Raw genomic sequence first — 18742 nt, 5'->3', positions numbered from 1 at the left:
TCGGAAGCGCGGCCCGCTGCGTCGCGCTTCTCTTTCCTCAGATTTCGCCATTCAGGGTCTCAATATGAATGCATTGCGCAGAAAGTGGCAAAGCCTGCCGCGCGGCGTCGTGGTGCTGTTAACCGCGCTGGTTATCTATGTACCGCTGTCGTTTATCGTCATCCAGAGCTTTTTATCCGCCCCCTTTTTTGCGCCGTCAAAAGAGTGGAGCCTGGAGTCATTTGAATTTATTTTCACCGACCCCGACTTCTACAAGGCGCTAAAAAGCGGCTTTATTCTCGCCTTTGGGCTGGTGATCATCGCCATTCCGCTGGGCGGCATCCTGGCGTTTCTGATGGTGCGTACCGACCTGCCGGGCAGACGCATTATCGAGCCGCTGATCCTCGTGCCGATCTTCGTCTCGCCAATGGTGCTGGGTTTCGGCTATGTGGTGGCCGCCGGGCCGGTCGGCTTCTTCTCGCTGTGGGCGCAGTCCCTGCTCGGTTTTGTGCCGTGGAATATCTACGACATGTCGAGCATCGTGGTGATTGCCGGGCTGACGCACGTTCCCCATGCCTATCTCTATATCTCCTCGGCGCTGCGCAGCGTGGGATCGGATGTCGAGGAGGCGGCGCGCATCGCCGGCGCCTCGCCGCTGCAGGTGATGACGGCGGTGAGCCTGCCGATGGTGCGCCCCTCGATCCTCTATGCCGTGGTGCTGCTGTTCTTTCTCGGACTGGAAGTCTTCGGCCTGATGCTGGTGCTGGGCGATCCTGAAGGCAATATGGTGCTGGCGACCTATCTCTACCAGCTGACCAATAAGCTCGGCACGCCTTCGTATCACCTGATGGCCGCGGTGGCCGTGGTGCTGATCTGCATTACCATTCCGCTGGTGATGCTGCAGCGTCGCCTGATGCGCACCGCTAACCGCTTCGTGACCGTTAAGGGCAAAGCTTCCCAGGCGCGCGCCTTGCCGCTGGGGAAATGGCGCTGGGTGGCGGGCGCGGTAGTGGCGTTCTGGTTGACCGTAACCATTGGCGTGCCGCTGCTGGGCGTGGTGCTGCGCGCCTTTATCTCTAACTGGGGCGTCGGCGTCTCGCTGTGGGACGAGCTGTCGATCAAAACTTTTCAGACTATCTGGGCGCAGCCAAATCTGCTGCGCGCCATCGTCAACTCCATGGCGATCGGCGTGATCGGCGGCGCGTTAGCGGTGGGATGCTACCTGTTCATCGGCATCGCCATGCACCGCAAGCCTGACAACACCACGCGCTTCCTCGACTACAGTGTGCTGGTGCCGCGCGCCGTGCCAGGGCTGCTGGCGGGCCTGGCGTTTCTCTGGGTGTTTTTGTTCCTGCCGCTGTGGCTGGACAACTCGCTTAAATCGGGCTGGCTTTCCGATTTCGCCTGGTCGCAGTGGCTGCGCGATAACCTCATCGTCTGGCTGCGCTCGCTGCGCAGCACCATCTTCAGCGTCTGGCTGGCTTACACCGTGGTGTGGATGGCCTATGGCCTGCGGCTGATCTCCTCGACGCTGCTGCAGGTAGGGCCCGAGCTGGAAGAGGCGGCGCGCAGCACCGGCGCCACGCGCGGGCAGATTACGCGCCACGTGACGATCCCGCTCTCACGCTACGGCCTGATCGGCTCCTGGCTGCTGATGTTCCTGATTTTTGAACGCGAATACTCCACCGGCGTTTATCTGCTGTCGCCCGGTACGGAAACCATCGGCTCAATGCTGGTTTCCCTGTGGGCCGCGGGCGCGATCGATATCGTCGCCGCGCTCTCCTTTATTAACATCCTGCTGGTGGTGGTAGGCCTGGGTATCGCCCTGCGATTTGGAGTTAAATTACATGATTGAATTATCAGTAGAAGATCTGCATTTAACCTATGGCGACAACCCGGTTCTGAAAGGGGTCTCCATGAATTTACAGCGCGGCGAAGTGGTGTCGCTGCTTGGCCCCTCCGGCAGCGGCAAAACCACGCTGCTGCGCGCCGTCGCCGGGCTGGAAAAGCCGACGCAGGGCAAGATTATCATCGGCAAAAACCAGGTGTATGCCGGTACGCCGCGCAGTGAGATCCCGGCGGAAGAGCGCAACCTCGGGCTGGTGTTTCAGTCATACGCGCTGTGGCCGCATAAGACGGTGTTTGAGAACGTGGCCTATCCGTTAAAGCTGCGTAAGATCGCTTCCGCGGAGATTAATCAGCGGGTGCAGGACGTACTCAACCAGCTGGGGCTGGGCCATCTGGGCAAGCGCCATCCGCACCAGCTTTCCGGCGGACAGCAGCAGCGCGTCGCCATCGGCCGTGCGCTGGTCTATAACCCACCGGTGATCCTGCTGGATGAGCCGCTATCGAACCTCGACGCCAAACTGCGCGAAGAGGCGCGCGTCTTCCTGCGTGAGTTGATTATCAAGCTCGGGCTGTCGGCGCTGATGGTGACGCACGACCAAAACGAGGCGATGGCGATTTCCGACCGCATCCTGCTGCTGAATAACGGCAAGATCGAGCAGCAGGGCACGCCGCAGGAGATGTACGGCTCGCCGAAAACTCTTTTCACCGCTGAGTTCATGGGCAGCAACAACCGGCTGCACGGAAAAATCGCCGAGCTGCGCGACGGTAAAGCGCGTATCGAGGGCAAAGGCTGGAGCCTGTGGGGCAGAGCGGGAGAAGGTGTGCAGCAGGGCCAGGAGGCCACGGCGGTGATCCGCGTAGAGCGCGTGAGGCTGGTGGAAGGGCCGGGCGAGAACCAGCTGGAACTGCCGCTGGTCACCAGCATGTATCTCGGCGATCGCTGGGAGTACCTGTTCCGCACCGCAGGCGACGATTTTGCTATTCGCGCCTACGGCCATGAGGTGCGCGACCCGCAGCACTGCTATCTGGCGCTGCCGGAAAACCATTTGTGGATCTTCCCGAAGGCATAACAGTAAGGGCGGCCTGCGCCGCCCTCGTTGTTTCCCCTTACTCCTCCGCCAAAAACAGCTCCAGCAGCGAGTTCAAAAACAGCTTACCTTTTTCCGTTATCTGCCAGTGCGTGGCGCTCTCCGCGACGTAGCCTGCTGCGATCGCCGCATCCATCTGTGGGCGAATGGTCTGCTCGCTCAGGCCGGTATAGCGCGTAAACTCCTCGCGCGGCGCCGCTTCCAGCAGGCGGAAACGGTTCATGAAGTACTCGAATGGCTTCTCCGCGTCGTCGACCTCATACTGCTTCTCCTGATAGCGGCCCTGCATAAAGCCGCGCGGGTGGCGCGTCTTCACGGTGCGCACGATACGCCCGTCAGGCTGGGTCAGCTTGCCGTGCGCGCCGCAGCCGATGCCGAGGTAGTCGCCGAAGCGCCAGTAGTTGAGGTTGTGCTCGCAGCGATAGCCCGGCTTCGCGTAGGCGGAGGTCTCATACTGCTGATAGCCGGCGGCGGTCAGCAGACGATCTCCTTGCTCGAAGATATCCCACAGCGCGTCGTCGTCCGGCAGCGTCGGCGGACGCGAGCCGAACAGCGTATTCGGCTCGATAGTCAGCTGATACCAGGAGAGATGCGGCGGGTTGAGCGCGATCGCCTGCTTCAGGTCGCTCAGCGCCTCCTCCAGCGACTGATCGGGCAGGCCGTGCATCAAATCGAGGTTAAAGCTGCGCAGATGCAGCCCCTCAGCCAGCTGCGCGGCGCGCTTCGCCTCGTCCGGGCCGTGAATGCGTCCCAGCCGCTCCAGCTTCTGCGGGTCGAAGCTCTGCACGCCGATAGAGATACGATTAATGCCCGCCAGCTGATAGGCGCTGAAACGGTCAGCCTCTACGGTGCCGGGATTGGCCTCCATGGTGATCTCCGCATCCGCCGCCAGCGGCAGTCGCGCGCGCACGCCGTCCATCAGCATCTGCATCGCTTCGCCGCTCAGCAGGCTCGGCGTGCCGCCGCCGATAAAAATGGTGCGCACGGCGCGACCGTGGGTCAGCGGCAGGTCGTTTTCCAGATCGCGCAGCAGGTGCTGCACATACTCGACGTGCGGCACCTCGCCTTTTAACGCATGGGAGTTGAAGTCGCAGTAGGGGCACTTCTGCACGCACCACGGAATATGGATGTAGAGGCTTAACGGCGGTAAATCAGGCATTGCGCATCGCTTCCAGCAGCAGCGTCAATGCTTTGCCTCGATGAGAAACCGCGCCTTTTTCCGTTTTGCTTAGCTCGGCGGCGGTTTTGCCCAGTTCGGGCACGTAGAAAATCGGATCGTAGCCGAAACCGCCTTCGCCGGCGGCGGAGCGGGTGATTTCGCCCGCCCAGCTGCCGTGGAACACCAGCGGCGTCGGATCTTCCGCATGGCGCAGATAGACCAGCACGCAGTGGAACTGCGCCTGACGTTCGCCGTCCGGCACCGTTTCCAGCGCGTTCAGCAGTTTCTCAAGGTTCTCCCGATCGCTGGCCGCCTCTCCGGCGTAGCGCGCCGAATAGATGCCGGGCGCGCCGCCCAGCGCATCCACCGCGAGGCCCGAATCGTCGGCGATGGCGGGCAGGCCGGTGATCTGCGCGGCCTGACGCGCTTTCAGAATGGCGTTTTCGATAAAGGTCAGGCCGGTTTCTTCCGCCGACTCCACGCCCAGATCGGTTTGCGCCACGATATCCAGGCCAAAGGCGGAGAGGAGATCCGCCAGTTCACGTACCTTGCCGGGATTGCCGGTGGCGAGCACAACTTTTTGCATAGCAGTTCCAGTCATATTTACAGCAGAAACCAGAGGCCTGGAAACAGGTCCATGCCGAGGAAGTTCAGGGCGTAGAGCACCAGGATCACAATCATCGCCGAGAAGTCGATGCCGCCCATCGCAGGCAGAATACGGCGAATCGGCGACATCAGCGGTTCAGTCAGCTGCACCAGCACATAGTCCAGCGGGCCGCGTCCCTGGCTGATCCAGCTCATCAGCGAGCGAATGATGATCACCCAGAACACCAGATAACCGGCGGATTTCACCAGCGACAGCAGGCCGACCAGCAGATTGGCCGGATCGACCGAGAAGGCGCCGACCTGGATCAGCAGCAAAATCGGGTATTTCAGCGTCGTCAGCACAAACGCCAGCAGCAGCGAGGCGGTATCGATCGGACCAATAGCCGGAATAATGCGGCGCAGCGGCTTGATAATCGGCTGGGTGATCTTCACCACGAACTGCGACAGCGGGTTATAAAAGTCGCAGCGCGACCACTGCATCCAGATGCGCAGCAGCAGCACCATCACATACAGGTCGATCAGCGTTTTGACTAAAAACGTCAGTGTTAACATGAGGTTCCTCAATTATTGTTGTGGGTTGCGCGCATAATCCCGCGCGCCGAAAATCGCGGTGCCGATGCGCACCATGGTGCTGCCTGCGGCAATAGCCGCTTTCATGTCGTCGCTCATTCCCAGAGAAAGCGTATCGACGTCGGGATAGTGCTGCTTCAGCTGACGGAAGGCGTCGGCCATCCGCTGACACACCGCCAGCTGGCGCGCGTAGTCGCTCTCCGGCGCCGGGATCGCCATCAGGCCGCGCAGCTGCAGCCGCGGCAGCGCGGCAACCTGCTGCGCCAGTTCGGGCAAATCCTCCAGCATGATGCCAGATTTGCTGTTTTCGTCACTGATATTTACCTGAATCAACACATTCAGCGGCGGCAGCGCGTCGGGACGCTGATCGTTCAGGCGCTGGGCGATTTTCAGGCGATCCACCGTATGGCACCAGGCGAAATGCTCCGCTACCAGGCGGCTTTTATTCGACTGCAGCGGGCCGATGAAGTGCCACTCCACTTGTGGATGTGCGGCCAGCGCCTCAATCTTTTCAACCCCTTCCTGCACGTAATTTTCGCCGAAGGCGAGCTGGCCGGCTGCGATGGCTTCTTCGACCGCGCTCGCAGGTTTGGTTTTACTGACGGCAAGCAGCGTAACTTCTTCTGGATCGCGCCCGCATTGCGTTGCGGCAGCGCGGATCCGCTGACGCAGTTGCTGTAGGTTGTGCTGGATTGAGGTCATCGTCAGGAGGCTATCTATGGAGTTGGAAGAAATGGTGGCGCTTAGTGTAAAGCATAATGCCGCCGATCTGCACCTGTGCAGCGGAGATTCGCCGCGCTGGCGGTGCCACGGCAGGCTGGAGCCGATCCCCGATCTCGCGCCGCTGACGGCCGACTGGCTGGAGCAGGCTATCGGGCGCTATCTCGACCCGCGACAGCGCGAAGAGCTGGCGGCGCAGGGGCAAACCGACTTCGCTTTCTCGCTGGCCGACGGTCAGCGGCTGCGCGCCAGCCTGTTTCGCCAGCGGCAGGGGCTGTCGCTGGCGCTGCGGACGCTGGCAACCCGCTGTCCGAGGCTGGAGAGCCTGCGCCTGCCGCTGGCGGCGTCGCGCTGGCTGCAGCTGGAGGATGGGCTGATATTAGTGACTGGCGCGACCGGCAGCGGCAAATCGACCACGCTTGCCGCGCTGGTCGACGCCATTAACCGCCAGCAGGCGAAGCACATTATTACGCTGGAAGATCCCATCGAGTTTATTCACCAGAGTCGGCGGTCGCTGATCCAGCAGCGCGAAATCGGCGCGCACTGCGCCTCGTTTAGCCTCGGGCTGCGCGCCGCGCTGCGTGAAGATCCCGACGTTATCCTGCTGGGCGAGCTGCGCGATGGCGACACTATCCGCCAGGCGCTCACCGCCGCCGAAACCGGCCATCTGGTGCTCGCTACGCTGCATACGCGCGGCGCGGCGCAGGCGATCGATCGCCTGGTGGATGTCTTTCCGGCGGAGGAGAAAAACCTGGTGCGCGCCCAGCTGGCAGGCAGTCTGAAAGCGGTACTGGCGCAGAAGCTGACGGCGGCGCGCGACGGCGGACGCGTCGGGCTGTTTGAGGTATTGATCGCCACGCCCGCTATCGCCAACCTGATCCGCGACGGCAAGATGCATCAGATCGGCGCGCTGCTGCAAACCGGCGCGCAGGCCGGCATGCAAACCTTCGAGCAGAGCCTGCTGGCGCGGCAGCGGGAAGGGCTGGTCGCTCCTGAATCAGGCGAGAGCGAGGCGGGCCTTAATGGGTTTCGAACCAGTCCTGCAGAATAATCGCCGCCGACTGCGAGTCCACCGAGCCTTTATTCAGCGCGCGATAGCCGCCGCGCTCAAACAGGCCGGCACGCGCTTCTACCGTGCTGAGGCGCTCGTCCTGCAGTTCGACGCGCACGCCGAAGCGGCCGTGCAGACGGTTGGCGAACTTGCGCGCGCGCGCGGTCAACGGCTGCTCGGTGCCGTCCATATTCAGCGGCAGGCCGACCACCACAAAATCAGGCTGCCACTCTTTCAGCAGGCGCTCGATCTGCAGCCAGTCCGGCGTGCCGTCCTGCGCTTTCAGCGCGGCGAGCGGACGTGCGCTGCCGGTCAGCTGCTGGCCGACCGCGACGCCGATGCTTTTGGTGCCGAAGTCGAAACCCAGCAGCGTTTGCGTCGTCATCAGGCGTGTCCCGCATCGCTGGCGATGCTGTGAATATCGATGCCGATGCTGCGCGCCGCTTCGCGCCAGCGATCGGCGATCGGCGTCTGGAACAGAATATTGCTGTTGGCGGGCGTGGTGAGCCAGGCGTTCTCCATCAGCTCGTTTTCCAGCTGATCTTTCTCCCAGGCGCAGTAGCCCAGCGCCACCAGCACATGCTCCGGCTGCGAAGCGGTGCCGAGCGATTCCAGCACGTCGCGCGAGGTGGTGATCACCGTGGTGTCGGAAATGCGGATGCTGGAAGAGAAGATGCGCTGCGCGGAGTGAAGAATAAAGCCGCGATCCTCAGCCAGCGGGCCGCCGCTGAATACCGGTTTGTCCAGACGAATCGCGGGATCGCGCTCGCCTGACGTGATTTTCAGCTTCTTTAAAATGCCTTCGACCGTCAGATTTTCCATCGGCTTGTTGATAATCAAACCCATCGCGCCTTCTTCATTGTGCTCGCAGATATAGACCACGGAGCGTTTGAAAAAGGGATCCTGTAGGGAAGGCATGGCAATCAAAAAATGATGCTGTAAATTCATTCTCACTCGATGTACCAAAAATAGCCGGCGCGGGTATGCGCCGGTTTGGGTTGATCACGGAGCCTGGCTCCAGGGTCATGCTCAGCCCAGACGCTTCTCGATAGCGTCCATCAACATACCGGTGATGGAGATCGGGAATGCGGCTTCGATTTCACGCACGCAGGTCGGGCTGGTGACGTTCACTTCAGTGAGTTTATCACCAATGATATCCAGGCCGACAAAAATCAATCCTTTTGCTTTCAGCGTCGGGCCAACGCGGCGGGCAATTTCCCAGTCGCTTTCGCTCAGCGGGCGCGCTTCGCCGCGGCCGCCTGCCGCCAGGTTGCCGCGCGTTTCGCCGCCCTGCGGGATGCGCGCCAGGCAGTAAGGCACCGGCTCGCCGTCCACTACCAGCACGCGCTTGTCGCCTTCTTTAATGGCCGGCAGATAGTTCTGTGCCATGCAGAAGAACTGGCCGTGGTTGGTCAGCGTCTCGGTGATCACGCCGAAGTTCGGGTCATCCTGCTTGACGCGAAAAATCGATGCGCCGCCCATGCCGTCCAGCGGCTTCATGATAATGTCGCCGTGCTCCTGCCAGAAGGCGCGCAGTTTCTCTTTGCTGCGCGTCACCAGCGTATCCGGCGTGAACTCCGAGAACCAGGCGGTGTAGAGCTTCTCGTTACAGTCGCGCAGGCTCTGCGGCTTGTTGACGATCAGCGTGCCTTGCTCTTCGGCGCGCTCCAGAATATAGGTAGCGTAGATAAACTCGGTATCGAACGGCGGATCCTTACGCATCAGGACCACGTTGAGATCGGCCAGCTTGATCTCCTGCTCGCTGCCGAACTCATACCATTTATCATAGTTCTGATCGACGCTCAGCAGGCGGGTGCGGGCGTAAGAGACGCCGCCGCGCAGCGAGAGATCGGCCATCTCCATATAGTGAATTTCGTAACCGCGGCGCTGTGCTTCCAGCAACATGGCGAAGCTGGTGTCTTTTTTAATGTTAATGGACGCGATGGGGTCCATAACGATGCCAAGTTTAATCATTATTCTCTCCTCAGAGAGGCGGTCTTTTCCGCCTCGTTCTGTGCGGTCAGCGCAGGCTGACCAGTCAGGACGCCAGTAAGTGCTGCGCGCGTCTTAATATAAACCCTGATTATTCCCTAGCCGAGATCGCCAAACCTCACCTGGAGTGCCGTAATCGCGGTCAGCGCGGTAGTTTCCGTACGTAAAACGCGCGGGCCGAGCAAAATATCGGTAAAACCGCGCTCGCCGGTCATGGCAATCTCCTCGGCGCTTAGCCCGCCTTCCGGGCCGATCAGCAGGCGAACCCGCTCGACCGGCTGCGGCAGCGTGTTGATGCTCTGCTGCGCGCGCGGATGCAGGTTAAGTTTCAGGCCGTCGTCGGCCTCGGCGCACCAGGCCTCCAGCGTCATCGCCGGGCGGATTTCCGGCACGCGATTGCGTCCGCACTGTTCGCAGGCGGCGATAGCGATTTTTTGCCACTGCTGGCGTTTTTTCGCCAGCCGTTCGGCATCCAGCTTTACGCCGCAGCGTTCGGAAAAAAGTGGAGTAATCACGCTCACGCCCAGCTCAATCGATTTCTGGATAGTGAACTCCATCTTTTCGCCGCGCGACATCACCTGGCCGAGATGCAGAAACAGGGGAGACTCACGATCGTCGGGCTGGCCTTCAAGGACTCTTACTTTTACACGCTTTTTATCGACAAGAGTGATCTCTGCCGCAAAAGTCAGATTAGTGCCATCAAAGAGTTCCAGACGCTGGCCGCTGGTCATGCGCAGAACGCGTCCAACGTGGTTAGAGGCGTCTTCGTCCAGCGCGATCTCGCTGCCGCTGGTTAAAGGTTCGGAATGATAAATGCGAGGTATGCGCATACAGGCCCTGAAAGCTGAGCGCCGCGCACCCGGCGCGGCAATATCGAGAAGACGTTAGTGTAGGGCAGTGATTTTAACGCTGGCAAGCCTGCTGCACATAAGGATTGTGATTACTCTGCACGCGCGCGATGCGCTGGTCGCGTTCGCACTCCCAGCTGGAGACCGGATAGAGCTTGTCCCAGACGGTGAAAAGCTGAGTCTGCTGGCGCGACAGGCGCAAGTGATACTGGTCGCGCATATAGAAGTAGGTGCGCGCAATGGCGCCGCGAGCGCGGGCGGGCGGCTCGGCCTGCTTGTTCTTGAAGTCCACCTTCATGGCGCACTGGCCATACTGCTGTTCGCCGCCGTTCCACTGGCTGTAGGCGAAGTTGCCGCGGTCGCCGTTGACCTCGCCGACGGCGGGCTGCAGATTATGCAGATCGCTTTCGATGCGGCGATAGTCAGCGTCTTTGCTGCAGTTTTTGCGGCCGCCGTTCTGCCAGCACTGGCGCTGGTGGCCAAACTCCCAGGCGGGCATAACATGTTCCCACTCGATACGGCCGGCGCGGTTGGCGTTTTTACGCACCTGATAGCCGCAGCTGTTGAGATCGGGTATGCCTTTTTTACCCTGCCAGCTGATTTTACAACCGCAGTAGAAGGAGCCGGGCGCGTCGGCGTTGATCGCCGCAGCGAAGGTTTTCGCCTGCTGAAAGTTATTCTGATGGTAGTTGTTCAGTGCGATCGCCTGGGCAGCGAAAGGGGAGAGCAGCAGCGCGACGGCACAGATAATTTTGCGAGACATGTTGCGGAATTATTCTCAGTCGGTAAAAAAGTGCGGCAGGGTAGCAGAATGACGTCGCGAGCGGAATGGGAATAGCCTCAGGCTGGCGAATAGTCGCCCGGTTTTAGCAGGCTTTTGCAGCGCACGCAGCGGTATTCGCTTTCGCCGCGCAGCACGCGGTTGTGGCGGCGTACCGTGAGGTGATGCTGCTGGCATCCGCAGCGGTAGGGGAAGGTGGCGGCGCGCACCGAGGCGATTTCGAACTGATGGGTGCGACGCGCGGGCACGCCAAGCACCTCCTGCATCATCCACTTCCACTCTTTGCCGTGCGGCGGCACGCGGCCAAAGACTTTCCATACCAGCAGATGCGCCAGCTCGTGCGGCACCACTTCATCGACGAACGCCTGCTGGTTTTCCAGCAGCAGCACCGGATTGAGGCGAATTTCCCACTTTTCCAGCCAGGCGGTGCCTGCCGCCGTGCCGCGCTGCTGATAGACCAGCGCCGGTTCGGCAAACGGGCGCTCCAGCCTGTCGCTGGCAAGCTGTAAAAAATGGCGCAGCGAGCGCATAACGGCCTGCTGGAGAGCGATGGGAAGTCGGGGCGTTTTCATGCCGGAAGCATAGGCGGCGCGGGCGAAGAACTCAATCAAATAAAAAAGGCGGGCCATAAGGCCCGCCTTCAGACGGCTAACAGACTCAAAACACGGGTGACAAGGACCGAAGAGCAAAGCGTCCCGCGCAAGGGACTGCGCGGGCCGAGCCGCCATGGATGGCGCTTTTGCGTCTTTGCGATCGGGCCTTGTCACCCGTGTCCGCACATTGCTAACCGCTTCAGGCGGGCCTTTTGGCCCGCCTGAGTAACTTAGTTGTTTGAACCGATATCGCGCAGTTTCTTGCCGGACATCAGGTTGCGCTCGATGTGCTCCAGCGAAACGTTTTTGGTTTCCGGAATCAGCATCAACGTCAGCACAATGAAGAAGACGTTCAGCAGCGCATAGACCCAGAAGGTGTTCGCGTTGCCCAGCGTATTCAGCATGGTCAGGAAGGTCGCGCCGACAATCATGTTGGCGATCCAGTTGGTCGCGGTCGAAACGGTAATACCGAAGTCGCGGCCTTTCAGCGGCTGGATTTCCGAACACAGCACCCAAATCAGCGGGCCGGCGCTCATGGCGAAGCCGACGATAAACATCAGCAGCATGGCGATAGCAAAGTACTGCGCGCCCTGCGAATGGATGCCCATATGCAGCATGGTGCCCAGCACGCCCATACCCGCCGCCATCACCAGGAAGCCCAGGATCAGCGTCGGTTTACGGCCCCAGCGGTCCACCAGACCGATAGCGATAAAGGTCGCCAGTACGTTGACCAGGCCAACGATAACGGTGCCCCACATCTGCTCGGTGGTATTGGTGAAGCCGGCGATTTCAAAAATCTTTGGCGCGTAGTACATGATGACGTTCATACCGGTGAACTGCTGCATCACCTGCAGCAGTACGCCGAGGAACACCGCGCGGCGGAAGTTGCTGTTGCTCTGGAACAGCTGCCAGCCTGACTGCTTGATCTTCAGGCTCTCGCGGATCTCTTCCAGCTCGCGTTTCGCCTGCTCGCTGGTGTCGCGCAGACGATCCAGCACGCGCTGGGCGTCGCGGAAATCGCCTCTGGCCGCCAGCCAGCGCGGACTGTTGGGCAGGAAGAAGACGCCCACCAGCAGCAGCACCGCCGGAATAGTGATGATGCCCAGCATCCAGCGCCAGTCGCCGGACGCGCTGAAGGCGGTGTCGGAGAGGTAGGCGCCGAGAATCCCGATGGTAATCATCAGCTGATAGAGCGAAATCATCGAGCCGCGAATTTTTTCCGGCGCGATTTCAGACAGGTAGAGCGGCGCAGTGTAAGAGGCAACGCCGACGGCGAGACCCAGCACTACGCGTGCGACGATCAGCATTTCCGGGTTCGGTGCCATGGCGGACCAGAGCGAACCGATAACGAACAGAATGGCGCCGGCCATCAGGCTCTTTTTACGACCGAGACGCGACGACATCCAGCCGGAGCCGACCGCGCCGACCGCTGCGCCAAACATCATGGAGCTAACGATCCACTCCTGCTGGTGTGCGGTAACGTTAAAGTCTTTGGCGATAAACGGCAGCGCACCTGCGATAACACCGATATCCAGTCCAAATAACAGCCCTGCGAGAGCTGCAAGAAAGCAGACAAACAAGGTCATTGCCTTGTTTGAGGTTCTGCTTTTGTGAGTGTTGCCAGGCATGTTGCCTCCGAGTTTATCCATCATTGTTGTTATCTAATGTTAAAAAACCTTTCTCGGGTAAAAAGTGAGGACGATCACGCTAATGTAATCGCTTACACACGCTGAAACCCTGAAATTCAGCATATTCAGCCCAAAAAGGTTAACTAACCAGTAAGGTATAGCACTTGTTAAGTTTCCGACATGGCGTCAATTATCGGCTATCAGAGGACGCTGAAAATAACGCATTTTCAGCCGAATAACCACGCAGGTTAAATCCTAAATAACAGATTAATAAAGCGTTTCAATTTGTAATCGGTAACACGCCGAGGCTTGACGAGTGTGAAAAGTGTAGTAGAGAAAAGGAAATGTGCTGAATGGGGCGGAAAGTGGAGAAAAAAGAGGCCAAAAAAACAAGGCTCTCCCCTGCGACAGGGGAGAGCCTTTAGAGGAAAACCTTACAGGCCAGCAGCGTCGCGCAGCTGAGCAGCCTTGTCGGTTTTTTCCCACGGGAAGTGTTCGCGACCGAAGTGACCGTAAGCGGCGGTCTCTTTATAGATCGGCTGCAGCAGGTCCAGCATCTGAATCAGGCCGTAAGGACGCAGGTCAAAGAACTCGCGCACTAGCAGCGTCAGCTGTTCGGTTGAGATCTTCTCGGTGCCGAAGGTTTCCACCATGATGGAGGTCGGCTCCGCTACGCCGATAGCGTAAGAGACCTGAATCTCGCAGCGGTCGGCCAGGCCGGCGGCAACGATGTTTTTCGCCACGTAGCGCGCCGCGTAGGCCGCAGAACGGTCAACCTTCGACGGATCCTTGCCGGAGAAAGCGCCGCCGCCGTGACGCGCCATGCCGCCGTAGGTATCGACGATGATTTTACGACCGGTCAGGCCGCAATCGCCCATCGGGCCGCCGATAACGAAGCGGCCGGTCGGGTTAATGTGGTACTTGGTGCTGGCGTTGATCCACTCGGTCGGCAGCACCGGCTTGATGATCTCTTCCATCACCGCTTCGCGCAGGGTTGCCTGGTCGATATCTTCAGAGTGCTGGGTAGAGAGCACTACCGCGTCGATACCGACGATTTTGCCGCCGTCGTACTGGAAAGTGATCTGGCTTTTCGCGTCCGGACGCAGCCACGGCAGCGCGCCGTTTTTACGCACTTCAGACTGGCGCTGCACCAGACGGTGCGCATAGGTCACCGGTGCCGGCATCAGCACGTCGGTTTCGTTGGTGGCGTAGCCGAACATCAGGCCCTGGTCGCCCGCGCCTTGCTCCAGCGGATCGGTGCGGTCAACGCCCTGGTTAATGTCGGGCGACTGCTTGCCGATGGCGCTCAGAACGGCACAGGAGTTGGCGTCAAAGCCCATATCGGAATGGACATAACCGATTTCACGTACGGTATTGCGGGTAATCTCTTCGATATCGACCCATGCGCTGGTAGTGATTTCACCGCCGACCAGCACCATACCGGTTTTAACGTAGGTTTCGCAGGCCACGCGCGCTTTGGGATCCTGCTCGAGGATGGCGTCCAGCACGGCGTCAGAAATCTGGTCAGCGATTTTATCAGGATGTCCTTCTGATACGGACTCGGACGTAAAAAGGTGTTTAGCCATTCTGTTCTTTACCTTACAAATGGTTTGAATTCGACTGCATAGCGTAAGTGAGATGAACCTACTTGACGCCCCTTCAGGCAAAGCCGCGAGCAGTTTTAGAAGTGTCAGTATGTCAGACGTAAAACGCCTGGATGTTAACCAGTTTAGATGGAAAACCATCTGGACGGCTATTTTAGGTTAAGGGGTGAGCGAAATGCCAGCCCTTTTTCTGTTTCCGCATTTTTCGGAAAAGCAGCCGCTGGCAAAAAATCGTGACGCGGAACGGCGGCAAACCAGCGAAACGCTTTGCAATTTCGCCCGTCAGGCGGTATAAAACGCCGCTGCTGCCTGCAGCCATAAGGATGACGCTGCTGCGCGTAAGCCACTGTCAGAGCCTCTCTGACGTTCGCACAGATTATTTCCACATGCCAAAACATGTGTGGAGGTGACAGAAGTAATGAACCACGCTCTCCTCTCTTGCGGTTCTCTGCGCTCAACGGGCGCGCTGGCGTACTCCTTTCCTGTCTTTTCTCCTCTTTTCCGACGAATCGCCTGTTGCGGTCATTCTCCCGACACGCGCGCCGGTTAACCTGTTTTTCCTTATTTACGCTACTGGCGATTGCACGTCAGTGAACGTCGTGATGCATTCGGGGTCCATTTACACGTAACGGGCCAGGGTGTTTTACACTTAGTTTTGTGCTTTTTTCACATTCCAACAGAATTCGAGGTTCGTGATGTCTGGCGACATGAAGACTATTAAGGGTTCGTCAGCCGGCGAACAGGGTGTGCTCCGCTCAATGCAGGAGGTTGCAATGAACGACCAGGATGCCAGCAAAATGCTGCGTACCTATAACGTTGCCTGGTGGGGCAATAACTACTACGACGTTAACGAACTCGGCCACGTCAGCGTCTGTCCGAACCCGGACGAGCCGACGCTGCGCGTCGATCTGGCGAATCTGGTGAAAGAGCGCGAGGCCCAGGGCCAGCGTCTGCCTGCGCTGTTCTGCTTTCCGCAAATCCTGCAGCATCGCCTGCGCTCAATTAACGCGGCGTTCAAGCGCGCGCGCGAATCCTACGGCTATCGCGGCGACTACTTCCTGGTCTACCCGATTAAGGTCAACCAGCATAAGCGCGTGATCGAATCGCTGGTCAACTCCGGCGAACCACTGGGGCTGGAAGCGGGCTCCAAAGCGGAGCTGATGGCGGTGCTGGCCCACGCCGGCAAGACCCGCACGGTGATCGTCTGCAACGGCTACAAAGATCGCGAATATATTCGTCTGGCGCTGATTGGCGAAAAGCTCGGCCACAAAGTCTATCTGGTCATCGAGAAGATGACGGAAGTGCGCCTGGTGCTGGAAGAGGCCGAGCGTCTGAATGTGGTGCCGCGCCTCGGCATCCGCGCGCGTCTGGCGTCGCAGGGCTCCGGCAAATGGCAGTCGAGCGGCGGCGAAAAATCGAAGTTTGGCCTCTCGGCATCGCAGGTGCTGCAGCTGGTGGAGATTATGCGCAACGCGGGCCGTCTCGACAGCCTGCAGCTGCTGCACTTCCACCTCGGCTCGCAGATGGCCAATATTCGCGACATCGCTACCGGCGTGCGCGAGTCGGCGCGTTTCTATGTCGAACTGGCGAAGCTGGGCGTCAACATCAAATGCTTCGACGTCGGCGGCGGTCTGGGCGTCGACTATGAAGGTACCCGCTCGCAGTCCGACTGCTCGGTCAACTATGGTCTGAACGAGTATGCCAACAACGTTATCTGGGCGATCGGCGATGCCTGCGAAGAGCACGGGCTGGATCACCCGACGGTAATCACCGAGTCGGGCCGCGCCGTGACCGCGCACCATACCGTGCTGGTTTCCAACATTATCGGCGTGGAGCGTAACGAGTTCATTACGCCGCAGGCGCCGGAAGAAGACGCGCCGCGCCCGATCCTCAGCATGTGGGAAACCTGGCAGGAGATGCACGAACCTGACGTGCGCCGTTCACTGCGCGAGTGGCTGCACGACAGCCAGATGGATCTGCACGATATCCACACCGGCTACGCCTCCGGTACCTACGATCTGACGCAGCGCGCCTGGGCGGAGCAGCTTTACCTGAGCATCTGCCACTATATTCAGCAGCATCTCGACCCGAGCAACCGCGCGCATCGTCCGATTATCGACGAGCTGCAGGAGCGTATGGCGGACAAGATGTACGTCAACTTCTCGCTGTTCCAGTCGATGCCGGATGCCTGGGGCATCGATCAGCTGTTCCCGGTACTGCCGCTGGAAGGGCTGCATAAAAAGCCGGAGCGTCGCGCGGTGCTGCTGGACATCACCTGCGATTCTGACGGCACCATCGATCACTACGTCGACGGCGACGGCATCGCTGCCACCATGCCGATGCCGGAATACGATCCAGAGAATCCGCCGATGCTCGGCTTCTTTATGGTCGGCGCCTATCAGGAGATCCTCGGCAATATGCATAACCTGTTCGGCGATACCGAGGCGGTCAACGTCTACGCGCGCGCGGGTGGCGAAGTCGAGGTCGAGCTGTCGGACGAGGGCGATACCGTTGCGGATATGCTGGAGTACGTACAGCTGAATCCCGACGAGCTTATGACGCTGTTCCGTAATCAGGTCAAAGAGACCGATCTCGACGATGAGCTGCGCGCGCAGTTCCTGGAAGAGTTTGAAAGCGGCCTGTACGGCTACACCTATCTTGAAGATGAGTAAGTAACGCTTCATGCCGGGCCTCGTCAGGGGCCCGGTATTCTCTTCTCCCGCCTGAAATTCCCCTTTTTACCTGTTTTGTGAGCGTTATCACCGTTTCACGCCTGATTAATCTTCGTAAAAGCCGTGTCCTAAAAAGGTGTTTTGTTTACCGCTGAATTTTTTAGGAAAAACGAGGCGTTAGCGTTGGCCTCTATTCGGTCGGGCGGGATTGTTAAATTTACAGCGCGTATAGCCTCTGATTTTTAGGCTTATATATTATAAAATTTAAACATTATGCCTAAAGCTGAATTTATAAATGGCGTTTTTATTTGGCACCTTTTGGAAACCTGTGCGATTTTGGTTTCAAGTAAAACTTATCAGATAATGTGATGTTTGTTATGGCGAATTAAAATTATTTAGTAATAAAATCAAATGAGTATAATATTTTAAATTCGTCAAGCCCGCCACAGAAATTAATTTATAGCATGTTTTATGATTTTTTATTTCTGAAAATCCTTCTCAATCACCGTAATTGATTGGTTTTGGCTATTGAATTTTCCACCGGGTTTGGCTTAAATCTATTTTTCAAAATGTAAGTTGTACGTTAGCATCAGGTTAAGGTGTTAAGAATCTTCTGTGTTTTCTTAACGTTCATATGAGTTTTCCTGACATTTCCGTTGCTGTTTTCAGGTGGCTGACTTATCGGGTAGATCGGGTAGCAGCAGAATGGGTCGCCAACTAAATCTTCGTCAGCATTACACTTTTCTGCTTGACCCTGTTCACGCTCTGTCCGGAGAGGTGACGGCGTGGGAGCTGTTAACGCGCTTCACGCCGGACCGCGAAATGAATGGCCTGGCGGATGCTGACAGCGGACACCGCCTGTTCGACTGCCTGCTTGAGGCGTAAAAATGGCAGCTGTTTCAACTACAGCTGGAACAGCTTGAGGCGCTCTATAAAAGCGGTTTCACGTCCATCATCAGCCTTAACGTCGACGGCGATATTATTCGCGGCGTTTTAAACAATGACATCACGCAGCAAAAGCTCGACCGACTGCCCTTATTGCGTCTTGAAGTTTCCGCCTTGTTCACCGAACGCTATTGCGCTGCCGATCGCCTGCTGCTGCAAAAGCTGGCGGGTATTACTCCAGCCTTATTATGGCTGGATGATTTCGCGGCGGGCGGATCAACCTTATCAATGCTAACCAGCGGCCTGTTTGAATATGTCAAAACCAGCAGAGACTTCTTCTGGAAATATGGCAATGGCTATGCCTTCGATACGCTGCTTAATCATGTAAACGATTTCTGCAATGGCGTTATCGTTCAGGGCGTAGAGACAGAACGGCATCTCCAGCTGCTCGCGCGCAAACCGATTGTCGGTATGCAGGGCCATCACTGGAAAGCGCGCTATTTAGCGGATTTTATTGAGCAAACAGCAACAGCCTCACCATCCAGAGCGTTAAAAAAACAGCAGGCCGCCATCGTCAGCCGCCCTAATTTTTTATGATATGCCGCCGGTTTCCGTTATTACGGCAACCGGCTAGCCCATTGTGGTTATTAGAAAAATAAAAGTGATTCCCTCACCAGGATAAAGACTCAACACGGCTCAGTGCGATTTCGTCAAGCAG

The 18742-nt window shown here is 58.4% G+C and carries 18 protein-coding genes; 5 read left to right on the top strand and 13 right to left on the bottom strand.

The window, feature by feature from the left end:
* Positions 1–64 precede the first annotated feature (64 nt).
* Both JS46_RS13870 and JS46_RS13865 read left to right on the top strand, forming a co-directional pair.
* Positions 65–1834: an iron ABC transporter permease gene (locus tag JS46_RS13870; protein ID WP_033752272.1), complete on the top strand. Its 1770-nt coding sequence runs from the start codon at positions 65–67 to the stop codon at positions 1832–1834.
* On the top strand, positions 1827–2897 hold the full coding sequence (locus JS46_RS13865) for an ABC transporter ATP-binding protein (protein ID WP_033752270.1): 1071 nt from the start codon (positions 1827–1829) through the stop codon (positions 2895–2897). Before JS46_RS13870 ends, JS46_RS13865 begins: the two co-directional genes overlap by 8 nt.
* A gap of 37 nt (positions 2898–2934) precedes the next feature.
* Here JS46_RS13865 and hemW read toward each other — a convergent pair whose 3' ends face one another.
* Genes hemW through JS46_RS13845 form a run of 4 tightly spaced genes read right to left on the bottom strand, consistent with a single transcriptional unit; the run spans position 2935 to position 5952 of the window.
* Positions 2935–4074, bottom strand: coding sequence for a radical SAM family heme chaperone HemW (gene hemW, locus JS46_RS13860; RefSeq protein ID WP_033752268.1), 1140 nt, complete (start codon positions 4072–4074; stop codon positions 2935–2937).
* Positions 4067–4660 carry an XTP/dITP diphosphatase gene (locus JS46_RS13855; protein ID WP_033752265.1) on the bottom strand — a complete coding sequence of 198 codons (594 nt, stop codon included), beginning with the start codon at positions 4658–4660 and terminating at the stop codon, positions 4067–4069. Before JS46_RS13855 ends, hemW begins: the two co-directional genes overlap by 8 nt.
* Before the next feature lie 17 nt (positions 4661–4677).
* Positions 4678–5232, bottom strand: coding sequence for a YggT family protein (locus tag JS46_RS13850; RefSeq protein ID WP_033752264.1), 555 nt, complete (start codon positions 5230–5232; stop codon positions 4678–4680).
* Between the two features lie 12 nt (positions 5233–5244).
* Positions 5245–5952 (bottom strand): YggS family pyridoxal phosphate-dependent enzyme, encoded by a 708-nt coding sequence (locus tag JS46_RS13845; protein WP_033752263.1) that lies wholly within the window; start codon positions 5950–5952, stop codon positions 5245–5247.
* 16 nt (positions 5953–5968) lie between these two features.
* Here JS46_RS13845 and JS46_RS13840 point away from each other — a divergent pair, with 16 nt between their 5' ends.
* Positions 5969–7021, top strand: coding sequence for a type IV pilus twitching motility protein PilT (locus JS46_RS13840; protein ID WP_051905622.1), 1053 nt, complete (start codon positions 5969–5971; stop codon positions 7019–7021).
* On the opposite strand, the gene ruvX is transcribed toward JS46_RS13840, so the two are convergent.
* The 9 genes from ruvX to JS46_RS24385 form a co-directional block, all read right to left on the bottom strand.
* Positions 6990–7406 (bottom strand): Holliday junction resolvase RuvX, encoded by a 417-nt coding sequence (gene ruvX, locus JS46_RS13835; RefSeq protein ID WP_033752261.1) that lies wholly within the window; start codon positions 7404–7406, stop codon positions 6990–6992. The two genes, JS46_RS13840 and ruvX, sit on opposite strands and share 32 nt — an antisense overlap.
* Positions 7406–7969 carry a YqgE/AlgH family protein gene (locus tag JS46_RS13830; protein ID WP_033752258.1) on the bottom strand — a complete coding sequence of 188 codons (564 nt, stop codon included), beginning with the start codon at positions 7967–7969 and terminating at the stop codon, positions 7406–7408. The genes ruvX and JS46_RS13830 overlap by 1 nt, the downstream gene beginning before the upstream one ends.
* A gap of 81 nt (positions 7970–8050) precedes the next feature.
* On the bottom strand, positions 8051–8995 hold the full coding sequence (gshB, locus tag JS46_RS13825; RefSeq protein WP_033752255.1) for a glutathione synthase: 945 nt from the start codon (positions 8993–8995) through the stop codon (positions 8051–8053).
* A gap of 116 nt (positions 8996–9111) precedes the next feature.
* Positions 9112–9843, bottom strand: a complete 732-nt coding sequence (gene rsmE / locus JS46_RS13820) for a 16S rRNA (uracil(1498)-N(3))-methyltransferase (protein ID WP_033752252.1) — start codon at positions 9841–9843, stop codon at positions 9112–9114.
* A 73-nt stretch (positions 9844–9916) separates the two neighbouring features.
* Positions 9917–10624 carry a deoxyribonuclease I gene (gene endA / locus JS46_RS13815; RefSeq protein WP_033752250.1) on the bottom strand — a complete coding sequence of 236 codons (708 nt, stop codon included), beginning with the start codon at positions 10622–10624 and terminating at the stop codon, positions 9917–9919.
* Positions 10625–10701: 77 nt separating this feature from the next.
* Positions 10702–11214 carry a SprT family zinc-dependent metalloprotease gene (locus JS46_RS13810; RefSeq protein WP_033752556.1) on the bottom strand — a complete coding sequence of 171 codons (513 nt, stop codon included), beginning with the start codon at positions 11212–11214 and terminating at the stop codon, positions 10702–10704.
* 251 nt (positions 11215–11465) lie between these two features.
* The gene (locus tag JS46_RS13805) at positions 11466–12863 is read right to left on the bottom strand and encodes a sugar porter family MFS transporter (protein WP_033752553.1); all 1398 of its coding nucleotides are present in this window, start codon (positions 12861–12863) and stop codon (positions 11466–11468) included.
* 434 nt (positions 12864–13297) lie between these two features.
* A complete protein-coding gene (gene metK / locus JS46_RS13800) occupies positions 13298–14449 on the bottom strand; it encodes a methionine adenosyltransferase (protein WP_033752247.1) in 1152 nt (383 codons plus the stop codon).
* 172 nt (positions 14450–14621) lie between these two features.
* Entirely contained in the window at positions 14622–14786 is a 165-nt protein-coding gene (locus JS46_RS24385; RefSeq protein WP_160173336.1) for a hypothetical protein, read from the bottom strand.
* 376 nt (positions 14787–15162) lie between these two features.
* Between JS46_RS24385 and speA the strand changes: the two genes are divergently transcribed.
* Entirely contained in the window at positions 15163–17139 is a 1977-nt protein-coding gene (gene speA, locus JS46_RS13795) for a biosynthetic arginine decarboxylase (protein WP_072010440.1), read from the top strand.
* Positions 17140–18177: 1038 nt separating this feature from the next.
* Positions 18178–18621, top strand: coding sequence for a hypothetical protein (locus JS46_RS24615; RefSeq protein WP_369799168.1), 444 nt, complete (start codon positions 18178–18180; stop codon positions 18619–18621).
* The last annotated feature ends 121 nt before the right edge of the window (positions 18622–18742 follow it).

This window comes from Pantoea sp. NGS-ED-1003 (assembly GCF_000738765.1).
Lineage (GTDB): Bacteria > Pseudomonadota > Gammaproteobacteria > Enterobacterales > Enterobacteriaceae > Pantoea > Pantoea septica.
Note: the sequence above shows the minus strand (reverse complement) of the source record. Positions and strands in the feature narration are given on the sequence as shown.